This window comes from Streptomyces sp. URMC 124, from assembly GCF_051386455.1.
In the GTDB taxonomy this organism is placed as follows: domain Bacteria; phylum Actinomycetota; class Actinomycetes; order Streptomycetales; family Streptomycetaceae; genus Streptomyces.
Map to the genome: position 1 here is coordinate 54,245 of NZ_JBPQTS010000004.1, position 15,195 is coordinate 69,439.

A 15,195-nucleotide genomic window follows, 5' to 3' on the forward strand; every position below is an offset into this window, starting at 1 on the left:
GACATGGCAGCACGACTCCGGCGCTGGAACCCGTGGCGCGCCGCCATGGAGGTCCACGACGACCCGTCGTACACCATCGGCATCGGCATGGAGCCCGAGAACCGCCGCCAGGTGATCATCAAGCTCATCTGGATCGCCATCTGGTTCGCCTACATGGCGGCCCCCGTCGAGGACCTCCTCGGCGACCACCACACCCTGACCGCCGACGTCATCGGCGGCATGGGCTTCACGGTCTTCGTCGTCGGCTACCTCGCCCTGGTCTTCCGGCACACGTCCCGCCCCCTGGAGCGCGCCCGCGTGCTCGGCGCGCTCGCCGCGCTGATGTCGCTCGCGACCGCGCTGACCCTCACCCTCGGGGGCGCCTGGCTCGTCCTCTTCGTCTACGTCTGCGTCGCCTCCGGCGCGGTCCTGCCGACGAAGCTGTCCCGCGTCGTGATTCCGCTGGCCACGGGGGTGCTGGCGGGACTCGGCGCGATGACGCCCGGCGCCCCCGAGTACCTGGCCGCCCTCATCATCCCGGCGCTGCTCGGCGGCTTCGCGATGGTGGGGGTGCGTCAGATGGCCATGACCGCCCGCGCGCTGCGCGAGGCCCGCGCCACGGTCGCCCACCTCGCCGCCAACGAGGAACGGCTGCGCCTCGCCCGCGACCTGCACGACCTCCTCGGCCACTCCCTCTCGCTCATCACGCTCAAGAGCGAGCTGGCCGGGCGGATGCTGCCCGAGCGGCCCGAGCAGGCGGCCCAGCAGGTCGCCGACATCGAGCGCGTCAGCCGCCAGGCCCTGGTGGACGTGCGGGAGGCGGTGAGCGGCTTCCGCCGCCCCACCCTGGAGGCCGAGCTGGCCGGCGCCCGGACGGCCCTGGCCGCGGCCGGCATCGCCGCCGACGTCTCCCGCGCCGGCACCGGCCACCCCGACCTGCCGCCCGACGAGGAGGGTGCGCTGGCCTGGGCCCTGCGGGAGGCGGTGACCAACGTGGTGCGGCACAGCGCCGCGCGCCGCTGCGAGATCACGCTGACCGAGGAAGAGGGCGACGAACTCTGCCTGACCGTCGCCGACAACGGCCGCGGCCCCCGGGGCGGCCCTCCCGGCAACGGCCTGACGGGCCTGTCCGAACGGCTCGCGCTCGCCGAGGGCCGTCTGGAGACCGGCCCCGGCCCGCGCGGCGGCTTCCGCTTGCGCGCATTCGTCCCTCTCTCGCGCAGCCTCGCCCCGGAGCGGCCTACCCTGTCGTCGTGACAGACCAGCACCACCCCGCCGATCCGGCCGGCCGACGCCTCATCAAAGTCCTCCTCGCGGAGGACCAGTCCATGGTCAGGGAGGCGCTGGCGGCGCTGCTCGGCCTGGAGGACGACATCGAAGTCGTCGCCCAGGTCTCCCGGGGGGACGAGGTCCTCGACGCCGCCCGCGCCCACGACCTGGACGTGGCCCTCCTCGACATCGAGATGCCCGGGATGACGGGCCTCGACGCGGCCGCCCTGCTCCACCGCGAGCTGCCGGACCTCAAGGTCGTGATCCTCACGACCTTCGGGCGCCCGGGCTACATGCGCCGGGCGATGGAGTCCGGCGCCGAGGCCTTCCTCGTCAAGGACGCGCCCGCGGCCCAGCTCGCGGACGCCCTGCGCCGCGTGCTGCGCGGCGAGCGCGTCATCGACCCCACCCTCGCGGCGGCCGCCCTCGCCGAGGGCGCCAACCCGCTGACCGACCGCGAGCGGGCGGTGCTGCGGGCCTCCGCCGACGGCTCGACCAACGCCGAACTGGCCAGAGCGCTGCACCTGTCGAACGGGACCGTCCGCAACTACCTCTCCACGGCCATCCAGAAGACGGGCGCGCGCAACCGCGCCGAAGCGGTGCGGATCGCGCGGGACAAGGGCTGGCTGTGAGAGGGCTCCGGGCGGTCGGGACGGCGCCGGTGCGCCCGGCGCCCGTCAGTTGAGCATCGCCCGGGCCGCCCGGGCCTGCCGGCGCACCGTCTCCGCGACCGTCGGCTCCACGGCGTCGATGACCTCCGCGTACTCCTCCATCTCGTGCGCGCCCGCCACGAAGTCACCGCGCTCCACGAGCAGCTCGGCGCGCTCGTAGCGGAGCCTGGCCGGATGGCTGGGCAGCAGCAGGGACAGCTCGACGGCCCACAGCTGGACGTCGCTGCGCTCGGGGCGGGCCGCGGCCCAGGCACGGATGTTGTTCAGCACGCGCAGCACGATCTCCACCGGCTCCGCGGGAGAGAACGCCGAGGGGGCGATCGGGGTGCCCGTCGCGCCCGCGACCAGCAGGCCCGCCTCCTCCTCGGACAGGATCCGGCCGCCGTCGAAGGGGTCGGCCAGCGCGTGCCCGCCGGCGGGATCGCCGAAGCCGACGACGAAGTGGCCCGGCAGCGCCACCCCGTACACCGGTGCTCCCGCGCGCCGCGCGACCTCCATCCACACCACGGACAGCAGGATCGGCAGCCCGCGCCGCCGCCGGAGCACCTCGGTCAGCAGCGAGGACTCCAGGCGCCGGTAGTCGGCCGGGGAGCCGTGGAAGCCGCACCGCTCGCCGAGGAGCTCCGCGAGCGCCTCCGCCCAGCGGCGCGGGGCGGCCTGCCGGCCCAGCGCGGGGAGCAGCCCGGCGAGCCGGTCCAGTTCTATCTGCGCGGCGTCGATCGCTTCCTCGCCCGGCTCCGGGTCGGCCTCGGCGGCGATCAGCAGGCACAGCAGCGCGAGGTCGGGCCGCGTCTCGCGTGCCGCGTCCGCGAACCGCTGCCGTCCGGTGGTGTCGTTCATGGTGCCTCCGCCTCCGCCTTCCATGGTGCGCGCCGGTTGCGCTGCCTGTGCGTTCCGCTGCGTCAAGCGGCCCTAAGGGCGCGCCGCGCAGCGATAGTGGTACGCGTGGTGCGTCGTGAAGCCCAGCTCGTCGTAGAGCGCCGCCGCCGCACCGTTGTCCGTCTCCACCTGCAGGTACGCCGCCGAGGCGCCCTCGCTCAGGGCCTGCTCCGCAAGCCGCGCCATGATCTGCGTGGCGAGTCCCCGGCGGCGGTGCTCGGGGCTGACGGCCACCGCCGAGAAGCCCGCCCACCGGCCGTCCACGACGCACCGCCCGACGGCGACCGGGTCCTCGCCCGGCGCGCCCGGCACCGCCGCGAACCACACCGAGGGCCCGCCGCCCAGCACGGCCAGGGCGTCGTCGGCGCTCGCGCCGGTCCGCCCGTACACGCGCAGCCACGCCTCGTCCGCGGTGCGCGACAGCCGCACGTGCTCCGTGGCGGCATCCGTGTCGGCCATCGGCGCCAGCGCCGCCGTCCGCACCAGGGCGTGGCGCTCCTCCGTCCAGCCGCGCCGGGCCAGCTCGGCGTCCAGGAGGGCGTCCTGCTCCGGGTCCCCGGTGGTGATCTGGATCAGCGCGGGCAGGGAGCGCTCGGCGTACCAGGCGGTCACCCGGTCCACGGCCTCCGGCAGCGGCAGCCCGCAAGCGCCGAGCGGCAGGACGGAGTTGGCGCGGGCGGTGAAGCCGCCCGCCGCCCGCAGCGTCCAGGCGCCCAGCCGGGCGGTCTCCCGCGCGGGCCAGCCGCGGGCCGCGGTCTCCTGCAGCTCGCGCACGGTCGCCGCGGGGCCGCGCCGGCGGGGCGGGGCGGTGGGGACGACCTTGCCGGCCACGAGGGAGGCCTCGTCGAAAGTGACAATCTCTCCGGTCCGCCGTGTGATCCGCAGCACTCCGTCTTCCCAGGAGATGAGGGTGCCGACGGTGTCCGTGAACCGCTCGGAAGATCCCTCCACGGACCCTCCGGAAGGGTTCAGACGGCGTACGGATACCCTTTTTCCCACATCAGCGGTACTGATCCTGATTTCCAGCCGTCCGCCCGTGGTGAATTCCACAGCTCTCCTCGCCCCTCTTGTTCGTCAAGTGCCCGGGAACGGAGATACTAGGTGTGGGCATCGACGACGCCGCGCTCCCGCGCGAGATGAGCCCTACCGAGGAGGAACGACAGCGTGACCTACGTCATCGCGCAGCCTTGTGTCGACGTGAAGGACAAGGCGTGCATCGAGGAGTGCCCCGTCGACTGCATCTACGAGGGTTCCCGGTCCTTGTACATCCACCCGGACGAATGTGTCGACTGTGGTGCCTGTGAGCCGGTCTGCCCCGTCGAGGCGATCTTCTACGAGGATGACACTCCCGAGGAGTGGAAGGACTACTACAAGGCGAACGTCGAGTTCTTCGACGAGCTCGGTTCGCCCGGTGGCGCCTCGAAGCTCGGCCTGATCGAGCGCGACCACCCCTTCATCGCCGCGCTGCCCGCGGACATCAACCCGGAGCACTGACCCGAGCGGCCACCCCGGCCCCGTACGGCCGCCGCCGTGCGGGGCCGCGGCGTATCGCCGGTCACCCCCAGAGCAAGAGAGCGAACACCGTGAGCGCAGTCTCCTCCCGCCTCCCCGTCTTCCCCTGGGACCGGCTCGCCCCGTACAAGGCGAAAGCCACGGCCCACCCCGGCGGCATAGTGGACCTCTCGGTCGGCACCCCCGTCGACCCGGTGCCCGCCGTGATCCAGCGGGCGCTCACCGACGCCGCCGACAGCCCCGGCTATCCCACGGTGTGGGGCACGCCCGAGCTGCGCGACGCGCTGACCGGCTGGGCGGAGCGCCGCCTGGGCGCCCGGGACCTGGCGCACGCCCACGTGCTGCCGATCGTCGGCTCCAAGGAGCTGGTGGCCTGGCTGCCGACGCAGCTCGGCCTCGGCGCGGGCGACAAGGTCGCCTACCCGCGCCTGGCCTACCCGACCTACGAGGTCGGCGCGCGGCTCGCGGGCGCCGAGCCCGTCGTCTACGACGACCCCCTGGAGCTCGACCCCACCGGCCTGAAGCTGCTCTGGCTCAACTCCCCGTCCAACCCCACCGGCCGTGTCCTGTCCGCCGACGAGATGCGCCGCACCGTCGCGTGGGCCCGCGAGCACGGCGTGCTGCTCTTCAGCGACGAGTGCTACGTGGAGCTGGGCTGGGAGGCCGACCCCGTCTCCGTCCTGCACCCGGACGTCTGCGGCGGTTCGTACGAGGGCATCGTCGCGGTGCACTCGCTCTCCAAGCGCTCGAACCTGGCCGGCTACCGCGCCGCCTTCCTGGTCGGCGACCCCGCGGTCCTCGGGGAGCTGCTGCAGGTCCGCAAGCACAGCGGAATGATGGTCTCCGCCCCGGTCCAGGCCGCCACGGTCGCGGCCCTGGGAGACACGGCCCACGTGAGCGAGCAGCGGGCGCGCTACGCCCGCCGGCGCGACGCCCTGCGGGCCGCCTTCGAGGGCGCGGGCTTCCGCATCGAGCACAGCGAGGCGTCGCTGTACCTGTGGGCCACGCGCGACGAGCCGTGCTGGGACACCGTCGCGGCCCTGGCCGAGCTCGGCATCCTGGTGGCGCCCGGCGTCTTCTACGGGGAGGCCGGGGAGCGGTTCGTGCGGATCGCCTTCACCGCGACCGACGAGCGGGTCGAGGCCGCGGTCCGCCGCCTGGCGCCGTAGCCGCTCGGAGGAGCACACGCGAGAGGGCCCGGGAGACGTCTCCCGGGCCCTCTCGCGTACGTGTGCGTGCGCTGGGTCAGCCGCCGATCGGGAGCTGACCGCCCCCGACGGGCAGGCCCTGGGCGTTGACGCCGCTGGCGGCCTTGGTGGCCTGGCCCGCGAGGCCCGAGGTGGCGCCCGCGGCCTGGCCGGCGACCTTCTGGACGGCCGGGGTGGCGGTCTTGGCGGCCTTGCCGGTGGCGTCGGTGGCGCCCGGGACGGTGGTCTTGAGGGCGCTGGTGCCCACGCCCGTCACCGTGTCCCCGGCCTGGTGGGCGGCCGCGTCGACCTTGTTGCCGAGATTCGCGCCGTCCACCGCGGTCAGGCTGCCCGCCAGGTCGGTGGCCTGCGGGGCGGCGCTCGCCGCTCCGGCCGCGCCGATCACGGGTGCCGCACCGGCGGCGACCAGCAGGGCGGCCCGGGCGATCCGACGCGTCAGGGGGAGGGACATGATGCTCCTTTTGGCGGAGTTGAGGACGTTGGCTGTCCGGCGAGCGGACGCAGTGAATACCGCGCGAATCCGGGGAAGGTTGCGGTGCGCCACAGTAAAGAGTTGGTAATGCGTCGCATTATCTGTCCCCCTTAAAGTGGGGCAAATGGGGCACGTGGTATGCAGGTCGGGAAGGCTGACAAGCCTTTAGTCACAAGGAATTGCCGGGAAATCCGGACGCCTGGGACGGGCGGTGCCCATTAAGCGCGCGGGGCTGTTGTGCCTACCTCCGGCGGGGGGACGATCGCACTACTGAGCGGTGGTGATCCGTACCTCGGCCGCCGCGCTCGCCGGTGAACTCCCGGCCTCCGCGCCCCCCTTGGCGTCCTCGCGCCAGCCGTCCCGCGACTTCGCCGCCGTCCACACGCGGCCGCCGAACGAGATCCGCTCGATCCGCAGTTCGGTCGCGTGGGCCACCGCCCACGACGCCAGCTGCCAGCCGCGCCGCTCCCGGCCGCCCTCGGCCGGCTCGCCCGGCCCGGGCGCCTTGTCCGGCACGGACACCGTCAGCGTCCGCGCGGCGGCGCCGCCCGCCGCGGCCGACCCGCCGCTCCCGGCCGCCAGGGTGTCCGCCGCCGGCGCCGCCGCCGCGCCGAACTCCCGGCGCAGCTTGGCCCGTACCGCCGCGGCGTCCCCCTTCTTGCCGTCGCTCGGGCTCGTCGTGCAGCTGAAGGCCGCCTCCGCCCGGCCCGTGAGCGCGGACGACAGCAGCGAGGCGTCGGGCTCGTGCTTGGCGTACGCCTGCGGGAAGCCGCTGCGCTGCACCTTCTGCGCGGCCACCGTCAGCGGCAGCCGCGAGTAGCCCGGCACCTCCACCAGGTGGTCGTAGAACTTCCCCGCCGCGTACACCGGGTCGGTGATCTGCCGCGCCGAGCCCCAGCCCTGCGTCGGCCGCTGCTGGAACAGCCCCAGCGAGTCCCGGTCGCCGTGGTGGATGTTGCGCAGCCCCGACTCCTGCATCGCCGTCGCCAGGGCGATCGTCACCGCCCGCTCGGGCAGCCCCCGCTCGGACCCCACGGCCGAGATCGTCGCCGCGTTCACCGCCTGCTCGGGCGAGAGGGAGTACGAGGCGCCGTCGGCGCGCACCGTGCAGCGCGGCGCTCCCGGGCCGCCCGTCACCAGCTGGGCGATCCCGTAGCCGATCAGCGCCAGCAGAACCGCGCAGGCGGCCACGACGCGCAACAGGCGGCCACGCCGGGTGACGAAGATCCGGGACATGCGGCCCACGTTACTGGAGAGGACGGGCGGGGGCCCGGGGCCGCCCTCCGGCCCGGCCGCGCCCGCACCGCCCGGGCTAGAGTCGCACGCATGGATGACGCCGCCCTCGACCTGTCCCTCGACGCCGCCGCCCTCACCGCCCAGCTCGTCGACGTCCCGTCCGAGAGCGGGAGCGAGAAGACGCTGGCCGACGCCGTCGAAAACGCCCTGCGCGCGCTGCCGCACCTGACCGTGGACCGGCACGGCAACAACATCGTGGCCCGGACGCACCTGGGCCGCTCCGAGCGGGTCCTGCTCGCCGGTCACATCGACACCGTCCCCATCGCCGGGAACGTCCCCTCCCGGCTGGACGAGGACGGCTTCCTGTGGGGCTGCGGCACCAGCGACATGAAGTCCGGCGTCGCCGTGCAGCTGCGCATCGCCGCCACCGTGCCCGACCCCAACCGCGACCTGACCTTCGTCTTCTACGACAACGAGGAGGTCGCCGCCCACCTCAACGGCCTGGGCCACGTCGCGGACGCCCACCCGGACTGGCTCGCCGCCGACTTCGCCGTCCTCCTGGAGCCCTCCGACGCCCAGGTCGAGGGCGGCTGCCAGGGCACCCTCCGGGTCCACCTGCGCACCGCGGGCGAGCGCGCCCACTCCGCGCGCAGCTGGATGGGCAGCAACGCCATCCACGCCGCCGCCCCGATCCTCGCCCGGCTCGCCGCCTACGAGCCGCGCCGCCCCGTCATCGACGGCCTGGAGTACCGCGAGGGGCTCAACGCCGTCCGCATCGAGGGCGGCGTCGCCGGCAACGTCATCCCCGACGCGTGCACCGTCACCGTCAACTTCCGCTACGCACCCGACCGCAGCCCCGCGCAGGCCCTGGAGCACGTCCGCGAGGTCTTCGCGGACTGCGGCGTCACCGAGCTCGTCGTGGACGACGAGTCGCCCGGCGCACTGCCGGGGCTGTCCCACCCCGCCGCGGCCGCGTTCATCAAGGCCGTCGGCGGGACGCCCAAGCCCAAGTTCGGCTGGACCGACGTCTCCCGCTTCAGCGCGCTCGGCGTCCCCGCCGTCAACTACGGCCCCGGCGACCCGACGCTCGCCCACAAGCGGGACGAGCGCGTCCGCGCCTCGCTGATCAACGAGTGCGAGGAGCGCCTGCGCACCTGGCTCACCGGCTGACCTGCCGGGCAACCGCGCGCGTGGGCCTACGCTGAACGGCAACGATCTGCAGCGGAGGGAGCACGGCATGGCACATCCCGAAGGATCGCGCGCGCAGCGGGAGCAGCGCCGGGGGCCGGTGGTACGCCGGTACGGCCAGATGCAGGCGGGCACCACGGACCAGCACCTGCTGGACACGAGAGGGGCCGCGGACTGGGTCCACGAGGACCCCTTCCGGGTGATGCGCATCCAGTCCGAGTTCGTCGAGGGCTTCGGCGCCCTCGCCGAACTCCCGCCCGCCATCAGCGTGTTCGGCTCGGCCCGCACGCCCCGGGACTCGCCGGAGTACGAGGCCGGCACCGCGATCGGGCGCGGCCTCGTCGAGTCGGGCTTCGCGGTCATCACGGGCGGCGGGCCGGGCGCGATGGAGGCCGCCAACAAGGGGGCGACGGAGGCCGGTGGCATCTCCGTCGGCCTCGGCATCGAACTGCCATTCGAGCAGGGGCTCAACCAGTACGTCAACCTCGGCGTCGACTTCCGCTACTTCTTCGTGCGGAAGACGATGTTCGTGAAGTACGCGAGCGGTTTCGTCGTCCTGCCCGGCGGACTGGGCACGCTCGACGAGCTGTTCGAGGCGCTGACCCTCGTCCAGACCAAGAAGGTCACGCGCTTCCCGATCGTCCTGTTCGGCTCCGCCTACTGGGGCGGCCTGGTCGACTGGTTCCGGGACACCCTCATCGCCGGCGGCAAGGCGGGCCCGAACGACCTGCACCTCTTCCACGTCACGGACGACGTGGAAGAGGCGGTGCGCCTGGTGACCAAGGAGGCGGGGGCGTAGCCGCCCGCGGCGGGCCGTAGCGAACGCGCGGGTCGCGGCGGCTGCGCATGCCGCCGGACCCCCGCCACGGTGGCGTGCCGCCGTTGCGGCGGGAACTCCTTCCGCCGCAGCGGCGCGCCCCCACGACCGAAGCGGCCCGGCGGTGCGCGGGTGCGGTCAGGCCAGCCCGCGCCTGGCCACCGCAGGCGCCCGGTGGCCCGCGATCGAGGCGACCATGTCCAGGACCTGCTTCGTCTCCGCCACCTCGTGGACGCGGTAGACCTGCGCGCCCAGCCACGCCGAGACGGCCGTCGTCGCGAGGGTGCCCAGGAGGCGCTCCTTCACCGGCTTGTCGAGGGTCTCGCCCACGAAGTCCTTGTTCGACAGCGAGACCAGCACCGGCCAGCCTGTTGCCGCCATCTCGCCGAGCCGCCGGGTCGCCTCCAGCGAGTGCCGGGTGTTCTTCCCGAAGTCGTGCCCCGGGTCGATCATGATGCCGTCGCGCCGCACGCCCAGCGCCACCGCGCGCTCGGCCAGCCCGAGCGTGACCCGCAGGACGTCCGCCATCACGTCCTCGTACTCCACCCGGTGCGGGCGCGTGCGCGGCTCCACGCCGCCCGCGTGCGTGCACACCAGGCCCGCGCCGTAGCGGGCCGCGACCTCGGCCAGCTTGGGGTCCACACCGCCCCACGCGTCGTTGAGCACGTCCGCGCCGGCCTCGCACACGGCCTCGCCCACGTCGTGCCGCCAGGTGTCGACGCTGATCACCACGTCCGGGTGGCGCCTGCGGACCTCGGCGACGAAGCCGACCGTCCGCCGGGCCTCCTCCTCGGCGGTGACCTCCTCGCCCGGGCCGGCCTTCACCCCGCCGATGTCGACGATCGCGGCGCCCTCCGCGACGGCCTGCTCCACCCGGGCCAGGGCGGGCTCGTCGCTGAACGTCGCACCCTGGTCGTAGAAGGAGTCCGGCGTCCGGTTGACGATCGCCATGATCACCGGCTCGTGCGCATCGAACTCGCGTCGTCCCAGCCGCAGCATGTCCCTACTCCCTCTCGGTGGTCCGCAGCGACCTTAACCGTCAGTGCGGCATGGCACGATCGGGGTGGACGGAATCGCAGTCCGTGTTCCTGGGAGATGGTCGTGTTCTGGTTCCTGCTCATCGCGCTGGTCGTGGTGGTCGCCGCGGTCGCGCTCTTCGTCGCCGGAGGCGGGAGCGGCGCGGCCCTGCCCGAGGCCGCGGCCGACCGGACCGTCTGGCCGCTCCCCGCGGACCGCCCGATGGCCCGCGCTGACGTGGAGACCCTGCGCCTGCCCGTGGCCCTGCGGGGCTACCGCATGGCCGAGACGGACGAGGCCCTGGACCGCCTCGGCGCCGAGCTCGCCGAGCGCGACGCCCGCATCGCCGAGCTGGAGGCCGCCCTCGCGGGCGCGCAGGCCGCGGCCATGGCGGGCGGCGCGCAGGCCGGTGCCGAGGACCGGCGCGAGGGCGCCGGCACGGGCGAGGAGAAGGGGGAGAAGGAATGAGCGGCGCTGTCATAGGGCCGGACGGGCTGCACCGCTGCCCGTGGGGCCTGGAAGCGGAGTCCATGGCGGACTACCGCGCCTACCACGACACCGAATGGGGCCGCCCCGTGCGCGGCGACGACGCCCTCTACGAGCGGATGTGCCTGGAGGCCTTCCAGTCCGGGCTGTCGTGGCTGACGATCCTGCGGCGCCGCGAGGGCTTCCGGGCCGCCTTCGCCGGCTTCTCGGTGGCCAAGGTCGCGGCCTTCACCGACGCCGACGCGGAGCGGCTGCTGGCCGACCCCGGCATCATCCGCAACCGCGCCAAGATCACGGCCGCGATCGCCAACGCGCGGGTCGCGGCGGAGTGGGCCCCCGGCGAGCTGGACGCCCTGATCTGGTCGTACGCCCCGGAGCGGGGGGCCGCGCCGCGTACGGCCGCCGACGTCCCGGCGGCGACGCCGGAGTCGACGGCCCTCGCCAAGGACCTCAAGAAGCGGGGCTTCCGCTTCATCGGGCCGACGACGGCGTACGCGCTGATGCAGGCCTGCGGGCTGGTGAACGACCACTTGGCGGACTGTCACGCGCGGGGGGAGTGACCCCGCGCGGCGGTCCCGGCGTCAGCGGCCGACGAACCGCGGCTTCTCCTTCTTCAGGAAGGCGTCCACGGCGATGGTGTGGTCCTCGGAGGCGCCCGCGCGGGTCTGCAGCTCGTCCTCCTTGGCCAGGGCCTCGGTCAGGGGCCGTGCCGCGCCGTAGGCGAGGCACTCCTTGATCGCGGCGTAGGCCCCGGTGGGCCCCTCGGCGAGGCGGCGGGCGACGGCCGTGGCCTCCGCGGCCAGCTCCGCCGCCGGCACGACCTTGTTGGCGATGCCCAGCTCGTACGCCTCCTGCGCCGGCACGTTGCGCGGGAACAACAGCAGGTCCGAGGCCCGGCTGTGGCCGACGAGGCGCGGCAGCGTCCAGGAGACCCCCGAGTCGGCGGTCAGGGCCACTCCCGCGAAGGACGTGTTGAAGGCGGCGGTGTCCGCCACCACCCGGTAGTCCGCGGCGAAGGCGAACCCCGCGCCGGCGCCGGCGGCGACCCCGTTCACGCCCGCCACGACGGGCTTCGGCATGCCGGCGATGGCCGTGACGATGGGGTTGTAGTGCTCCTTGACCGTCGTCATCGTCCGGCCCGTGCCGCTCTCGCGGTCCGCGGCCAGCGACTCGACGTGCTCCTTGAGGTCCTGCCCGACGCAGAAGGCGCGTCCCGTGCCGATGAGCAGCACCGCGCGGACGGCGGCGTCCGCCCCGGCCCGCTGCAGGGCGTCGCGCAGGGCGACCTTGGTGTCGGTGTTCAGCGCGTTCATCGCGTCGGGACGGTTCAGCGTGATCGTCGCGAGCCCGTCCGTCACCTCGTACAGCACGGAGTCGGCCATGTGCCGGTCCCTCCCTCGTCGCAAAGCCCCCGTCGGCGGCGTTCCTGGGCTCAGCATGCCGGAGATCATCGGGCACCGATATGTGACCTGCGTCAAAGAATCCGGCCGTCCGGGCATGGTCGAGGCCGCGCAGTATCGCAGTCCGATCGCCGAATTGAGTGGTTTTGCGTGATCGCGTTGCCGAAGGGATACGGACCGATGTTGTTCATTGGGTCACGCGATGCGAGATAATGGCCTGGAAGCAATGTGTTCGATGCCGGTGACGCGGGCCTGTCGTGGGGCCGTCGGCTGAGATGAGCTGGTTTCAGGAAGGGGAACGAGCATGGCGGCCATGAAGCCGCGGACGGGCGATGGCCCGCTCGAGGTGACCAAGGAGGGGCGGGGCATCGTCATGCGGGTTCCGCTCGAAGGCGGCGGTCGGCTCGTCGTCGAGCTGACCCCGGATGAGGCCGAGGCCCTCGGAGACGCCCTGAAGAAGGTTGTCGGCTGACGCACGCCGAACCACCGTTCTTACGCTGCCCCGGCAGCCGGTCCGCACCGGCTGCCGGGGCAGTGGTGCGTCCGGGGGAGCGCCGCGCGCGGCGGCGGGCCGGGGCGGCGACCGCCCCGGGCAGCGTCCGGCGGGCGGCGGGCCCGCGCCGGGTCAGCCGCGCCGGGCCGCGCACAGCAGCCCGTCGCCCACCGGCAGCAGCGACGGCACCAGGACCCGCGACTCGCGCACGGCCCGCAGCAGCTCGCGCAGCCGCTGCACCTCGGCGGGCTGGGCGGCGGAGTCGACCGTGCGGCCGTCGGCGAAGACGCCCTCGAAGCACACGAGGCCGCCGGGCCGCAGCAGGCGCAACGATTCGGCTAGGTAGTCCAGGCACTCCAGCCGGTCGCCGTCGCAGAAGACCAGGTCGTAGCCGCCGTCGGCGAGGCGCGGCAGCACCTCCAGGGCGCGGCCGGGGATGAAGCGCGCGCGGTTGCCCGCGAAGCCCGCCGCGCGGAACGCCTGCCGGGCGAACTGCTGGCACTCGGGGTCGCTGTCCACCGTGGTGAGGACGCCGTCGGGCCGCATGCCGTGCAGGAGGTGGATGCCGGAGACGCCGGTGCCCGTGCCGATCTCGGCCACCGCCTTGGCGTCCACCGCCGCGGCGAGCAGGCGCAGCGCGGCGCCGGTGCCGGACGACACCGAGCGCAGGCCTGCCTCCAGGGCCCGGTCCCGGGCCCAGCGCAGCGCCTCGTCCTCGGCGACGAACGCATCGGCGAACGCCCAGCTCGTCTGCCGGTTGCCGGTAATGGCCCTCTCCTGTCCCCGTAGTCGACGCAACCGTGACTGTATCCGCTGACCACGGGAACCCGCAGATGGGACCGTGCGTTGACGGGAAGGGGGCCGGGGCGGGACGGCAAACGGAGAGGACGGCCGGGAGAGCGGGGGAAGCAAGACCAAATGCAGGTCAAAATTCCTTATCCGGAGCTAACGGGCGGGATGGATATGGTAGGGGCTCTACTGGACACCACCAGAGCCGACAGGGGAGGTGCGGCTGCGGCCGACGACCGTCGGGGAGTGCTGAAGCGCTTTCGCAGGTCCGTAGGCGAGCCGAAATCCGTGACCAAGACCGCTGACCGTTCGCGCACCAACGACTCCGCACAGACCGCGACCTTCGCCACCGATGCGGACTCGCAGGCGTGGACGCCTCCCACCTGGGAGGAGATCGTCAGCACGCACAGCGCCCGCGTCTACCGCCTGGCCTACCGCCTCACCGGCAACCAGCACGACGCCGAGGACCTGACGCAGGAGGTCTTCGTCCGGGTCTTCCGGTCGCTGTCCACGTACACCCCCGGCACGTTCGAGGGGTGGCTGCACCGCATCACCACCAACCTCTTCCTGGACATGGTCCGGCGACGCCAGCGCATCCGCTTCGACGCGCTCGGCGAGGACGCCGCGGAGCGGCTCCCCAGCCGCGAGCCCTCCCCCCAGCAGCACTTCAACGACACGCACTTCGACGCGGACGTCCAGCAGGCGCTGGACACGCTCGCCCCGGAGTTCCGCGCCGCCGTCGTCCTGTGCGACATCGAGGGCCTGTCCTACGAGGAGATCGCCGCGACGCTCGGCGTGAAGCTCGGCACGGTCCGCAGCCGTATCCACCGCGGCCGCTCCCACCTGCGCAAGGCGCTCCAGCACCGCTCGCCCGCCGCCCGGGCCGAGCAGCGCGCCGTGGCGGGTGCGGCCCCCGGCGTTCCTGTCGGTGGGGAGGTAGGGATCGCGTGAGCGGTTCAGGCGGTCAGTCCCCCGCCGAGCACCACCTCGGCGACCGCCTCGCGGCCCTGGTCGACGGGGAGTTGGGGCACGATTCTCGGGAGCGGGTCCTCGCCCACCTGGCGACCTGCTGGACGTGCAAAGCCGAAGCCGACGCGCAGCGCCGGCTCAAGAACGTCTTCGCGGAAGCGACGCTTCCGCCCCTCTCGGAGAGCTTCCTGGCCCGGCTGCAGGGCCTGGCCGGCGGTGATCCCCGCGCCCCGCTCGGCGCCGACGGCGACGGCTGGGCCGACCGGGAGCACCCGGAGGGCCACGAGGGCCCCGGAGGGCCGGGAAAAGCCGGTCTCGGCGCCCGGGCTGACTCCCTCGCGCCCCTCGGCCTCGTCCCCGGCGGGGCCGCGCGGCCCCGCGAGGGCGGTTTCCGGATCCACGAGATGCCCGAGCCGCCCCGCGGTGGCATACGCGGGCGGCGGATCGCCTTCGCCGCCGCGGGAGCCGTCTCGCTGGCCGCGTTCGCCCTCGGCGGGGCGTCGCCGCTGACCTCGGTCGCCGGCCCCCAGGGCTCCAGCGCCGAGAATCCGCGCACCGCGAGCACCCCGCTGCCGGCCTCCCCGGCCGGCGGGCGCGACCGGCGCCTCGCCCGCTCCGCGTCGGGCGGCGCCGGCGGGTCCGCCTCGTCGGCCGCCGTGCCGGTGCGGGAAGTGTCCCTGCTGCGCCCCTCCGCGGCGCCCGTGCTGCCTCCCCTGATACGCGGGGGCCACCAGGCGGCGGGTGCGTCGCCGGGGGACGCCTCCCGGCGCTGAACCCCGCCCGGGCCCCCTGCGCACACCTGTGCAGACC

The 15,195-nt window shown here is 74.0% G+C and carries 18 protein-coding genes; 11 read left to right on the forward strand and 7 right to left on the reverse strand.

Annotated elements, in window-relative coordinates; genetic code table 11:
• Window positions 1–3 precede the first annotated feature (3 nt).
• Window positions 4–1,236: a histidine kinase gene (locus ACSNOG_RS01655; protein WP_436750678.1), complete on the forward strand. Its 1,233-nt coding sequence runs from the start codon at window positions 4–6 to the stop codon at window positions 1,234–1,236.
• Entirely contained in the window at window positions 1,233–1,880 is a 648-nt protein-coding gene (locus ACSNOG_RS01660) for a response regulator transcription factor (RefSeq protein WP_436750679.1), read from the forward strand. The genes ACSNOG_RS01655 and ACSNOG_RS01660 overlap by 4 nt, the downstream gene beginning before the upstream one ends.
• A gap of 45 nt (window positions 1,881–1,925) precedes the next feature.
• Here the strand turns inward: ACSNOG_RS01660 and ACSNOG_RS01665 are convergent, their stop codons facing one another.
• Both ACSNOG_RS01665 and ACSNOG_RS01670 read right to left on the reverse strand, forming a co-directional pair.
• Window positions 1,926–2,759, reverse strand: coding sequence for a transglutaminase-like domain-containing protein (locus tag ACSNOG_RS01665; RefSeq protein ID WP_436750680.1), 834 nt, complete (start codon window positions 2,757–2,759; stop codon window positions 1,926–1,928).
• Window positions 2,760–2,831: 72 nt separating this feature from the next.
• The gene (locus ACSNOG_RS01670; protein ID WP_436750681.1) at window positions 2,832–3,848 is read right to left on the reverse strand and encodes a GNAT family N-acetyltransferase; all 1,017 of its coding nucleotides are present in this window, start codon (window positions 3,846–3,848) and stop codon (window positions 2,832–2,834) included.
• Window positions 3,849–3,962: 114 nt separating this feature from the next.
• Between ACSNOG_RS01670 and fdxA the strand changes: the two genes are divergently transcribed.
• Together fdxA and dapC are read left to right on the forward strand one after the other, a co-directional pair.
• Window positions 3,963–4,292: a ferredoxin gene (fdxA, locus tag ACSNOG_RS01675; protein WP_030366150.1), complete on the forward strand. Its 330-nt coding sequence runs from the start codon at window positions 3,963–3,965 to the stop codon at window positions 4,290–4,292.
• A gap of 89 nt (window positions 4,293–4,381) precedes the next feature.
• Window positions 4,382–5,479 carry a succinyldiaminopimelate transaminase gene (gene dapC, locus ACSNOG_RS01680; RefSeq protein ID WP_436750682.1) on the forward strand — a complete coding sequence of 366 codons (1,098 nt, stop codon included), beginning with the start codon at window positions 4,382–4,384 and terminating at the stop codon, window positions 5,477–5,479.
• 76 nt (window positions 5,480–5,555) lie between these two features.
• Here dapC and ACSNOG_RS01685 read toward each other — a convergent pair whose 3' ends face one another.
• Window positions 5,556–5,969, reverse strand: a complete 414-nt coding sequence (locus ACSNOG_RS01685) for an ATP-binding protein (protein ID WP_436750683.1) — start codon at window positions 5,967–5,969, stop codon at window positions 5,556–5,558.
• 288 nt (window positions 5,970–6,257) lie between these two features.
• Window positions 6,258–7,226, reverse strand: coding sequence for a hypothetical protein (locus tag ACSNOG_RS01690; RefSeq protein WP_436750684.1), 969 nt, complete (start codon window positions 7,224–7,226; stop codon window positions 6,258–6,260).
• Window positions 7,227–7,316: 90 nt separating this feature from the next.
• On the opposite strand from ACSNOG_RS01690, the gene dapE reads away from it, so the two are divergent.
• Together dapE and ACSNOG_RS01700 are read left to right on the forward strand one after the other, a co-directional pair.
• Complete coding sequence (gene dapE / locus ACSNOG_RS01695; RefSeq protein ID WP_436750685.1) at window positions 7,317–8,396, forward strand: succinyl-diaminopimelate desuccinylase; 1,080 nt, start codon at window positions 7,317–7,319, stop codon at window positions 8,394–8,396.
• 67 nt (window positions 8,397–8,463) lie between these two features.
• Window positions 8,464–9,213, forward strand: coding sequence for a TIGR00730 family Rossman fold protein (locus tag ACSNOG_RS01700; protein WP_436750686.1), 750 nt, complete (start codon window positions 8,464–8,466; stop codon window positions 9,211–9,213).
• Window positions 9,214–9,369: 156 nt separating this feature from the next.
• On the opposite strand, the gene folP is transcribed toward ACSNOG_RS01700, so the two are convergent.
• Window positions 9,370–10,230, reverse strand: a complete 861-nt coding sequence (gene folP / locus ACSNOG_RS01705) for a dihydropteroate synthase (RefSeq protein WP_436750687.1) — start codon at window positions 10,228–10,230, stop codon at window positions 9,370–9,372.
• Between the two features lie 96 nt (window positions 10,231–10,326).
• On the opposite strand from folP, the gene ACSNOG_RS01710 reads away from it, so the two are divergent.
• Complete coding sequence (locus tag ACSNOG_RS01710) at window positions 10,327–10,716, forward strand: DivIVA domain-containing protein (RefSeq protein WP_436750688.1); 390 nt, start codon at window positions 10,327–10,329, stop codon at window positions 10,714–10,716.
• Window positions 10,713–11,294, forward strand: coding sequence for a DNA-3-methyladenine glycosylase I (locus ACSNOG_RS01715; RefSeq protein WP_436750689.1), 582 nt, complete (start codon window positions 10,713–10,715; stop codon window positions 11,292–11,294). Before ACSNOG_RS01710 ends, ACSNOG_RS01715 begins: the two co-directional genes overlap by 4 nt.
• A gap of 21 nt (window positions 11,295–11,315) precedes the next feature.
• Here the strand turns inward: ACSNOG_RS01715 and ACSNOG_RS01720 are convergent, their stop codons facing one another.
• Entirely contained in the window at window positions 11,316–12,116 is an 801-nt protein-coding gene (locus tag ACSNOG_RS01720) for an enoyl-CoA hydratase/isomerase family protein (protein ID WP_436750690.1), read from the reverse strand.
• A gap of 322 nt (window positions 12,117–12,438) precedes the next feature.
• Between ACSNOG_RS01720 and ACSNOG_RS01725 the strand changes: the two genes are divergently transcribed.
• The gene (locus tag ACSNOG_RS01725; RefSeq protein WP_009997451.1) at window positions 12,439–12,606 is read left to right on the forward strand and encodes a DUF3117 domain-containing protein; all 168 of its coding nucleotides are present in this window, start codon (window positions 12,439–12,441) and stop codon (window positions 12,604–12,606) included.
• 153 nt (window positions 12,607–12,759) lie between these two features.
• On the opposite strand, the gene ACSNOG_RS01730 is transcribed toward ACSNOG_RS01725, so the two are convergent.
• Window positions 12,760–13,425 (reverse strand): O-methyltransferase, encoded by a 666-nt coding sequence (locus tag ACSNOG_RS01730; protein ID WP_058046100.1) that lies wholly within the window; start codon window positions 13,423–13,425, stop codon window positions 12,760–12,762.
• A gap of 165 nt (window positions 13,426–13,590) precedes the next feature.
• Between ACSNOG_RS01730 and sigE the strand changes: the two genes are divergently transcribed.
• A complete protein-coding gene (sigE, locus tag ACSNOG_RS01735) occupies window positions 13,591–14,367 on the forward strand; it encodes an RNA polymerase sigma factor SigE (RefSeq protein WP_436750691.1) in 777 nt (258 codons plus the stop codon).
• Complete coding sequence (locus ACSNOG_RS01740; RefSeq protein ID WP_436750692.1) at window positions 14,364–15,158, forward strand: anti-sigma factor family protein; 795 nt, start codon at window positions 14,364–14,366, stop codon at window positions 15,156–15,158. The genes sigE and ACSNOG_RS01740 overlap by 4 nt, the downstream gene beginning before the upstream one ends.
• Window positions 15,159–15,195 lie beyond the last annotated feature (37 nt).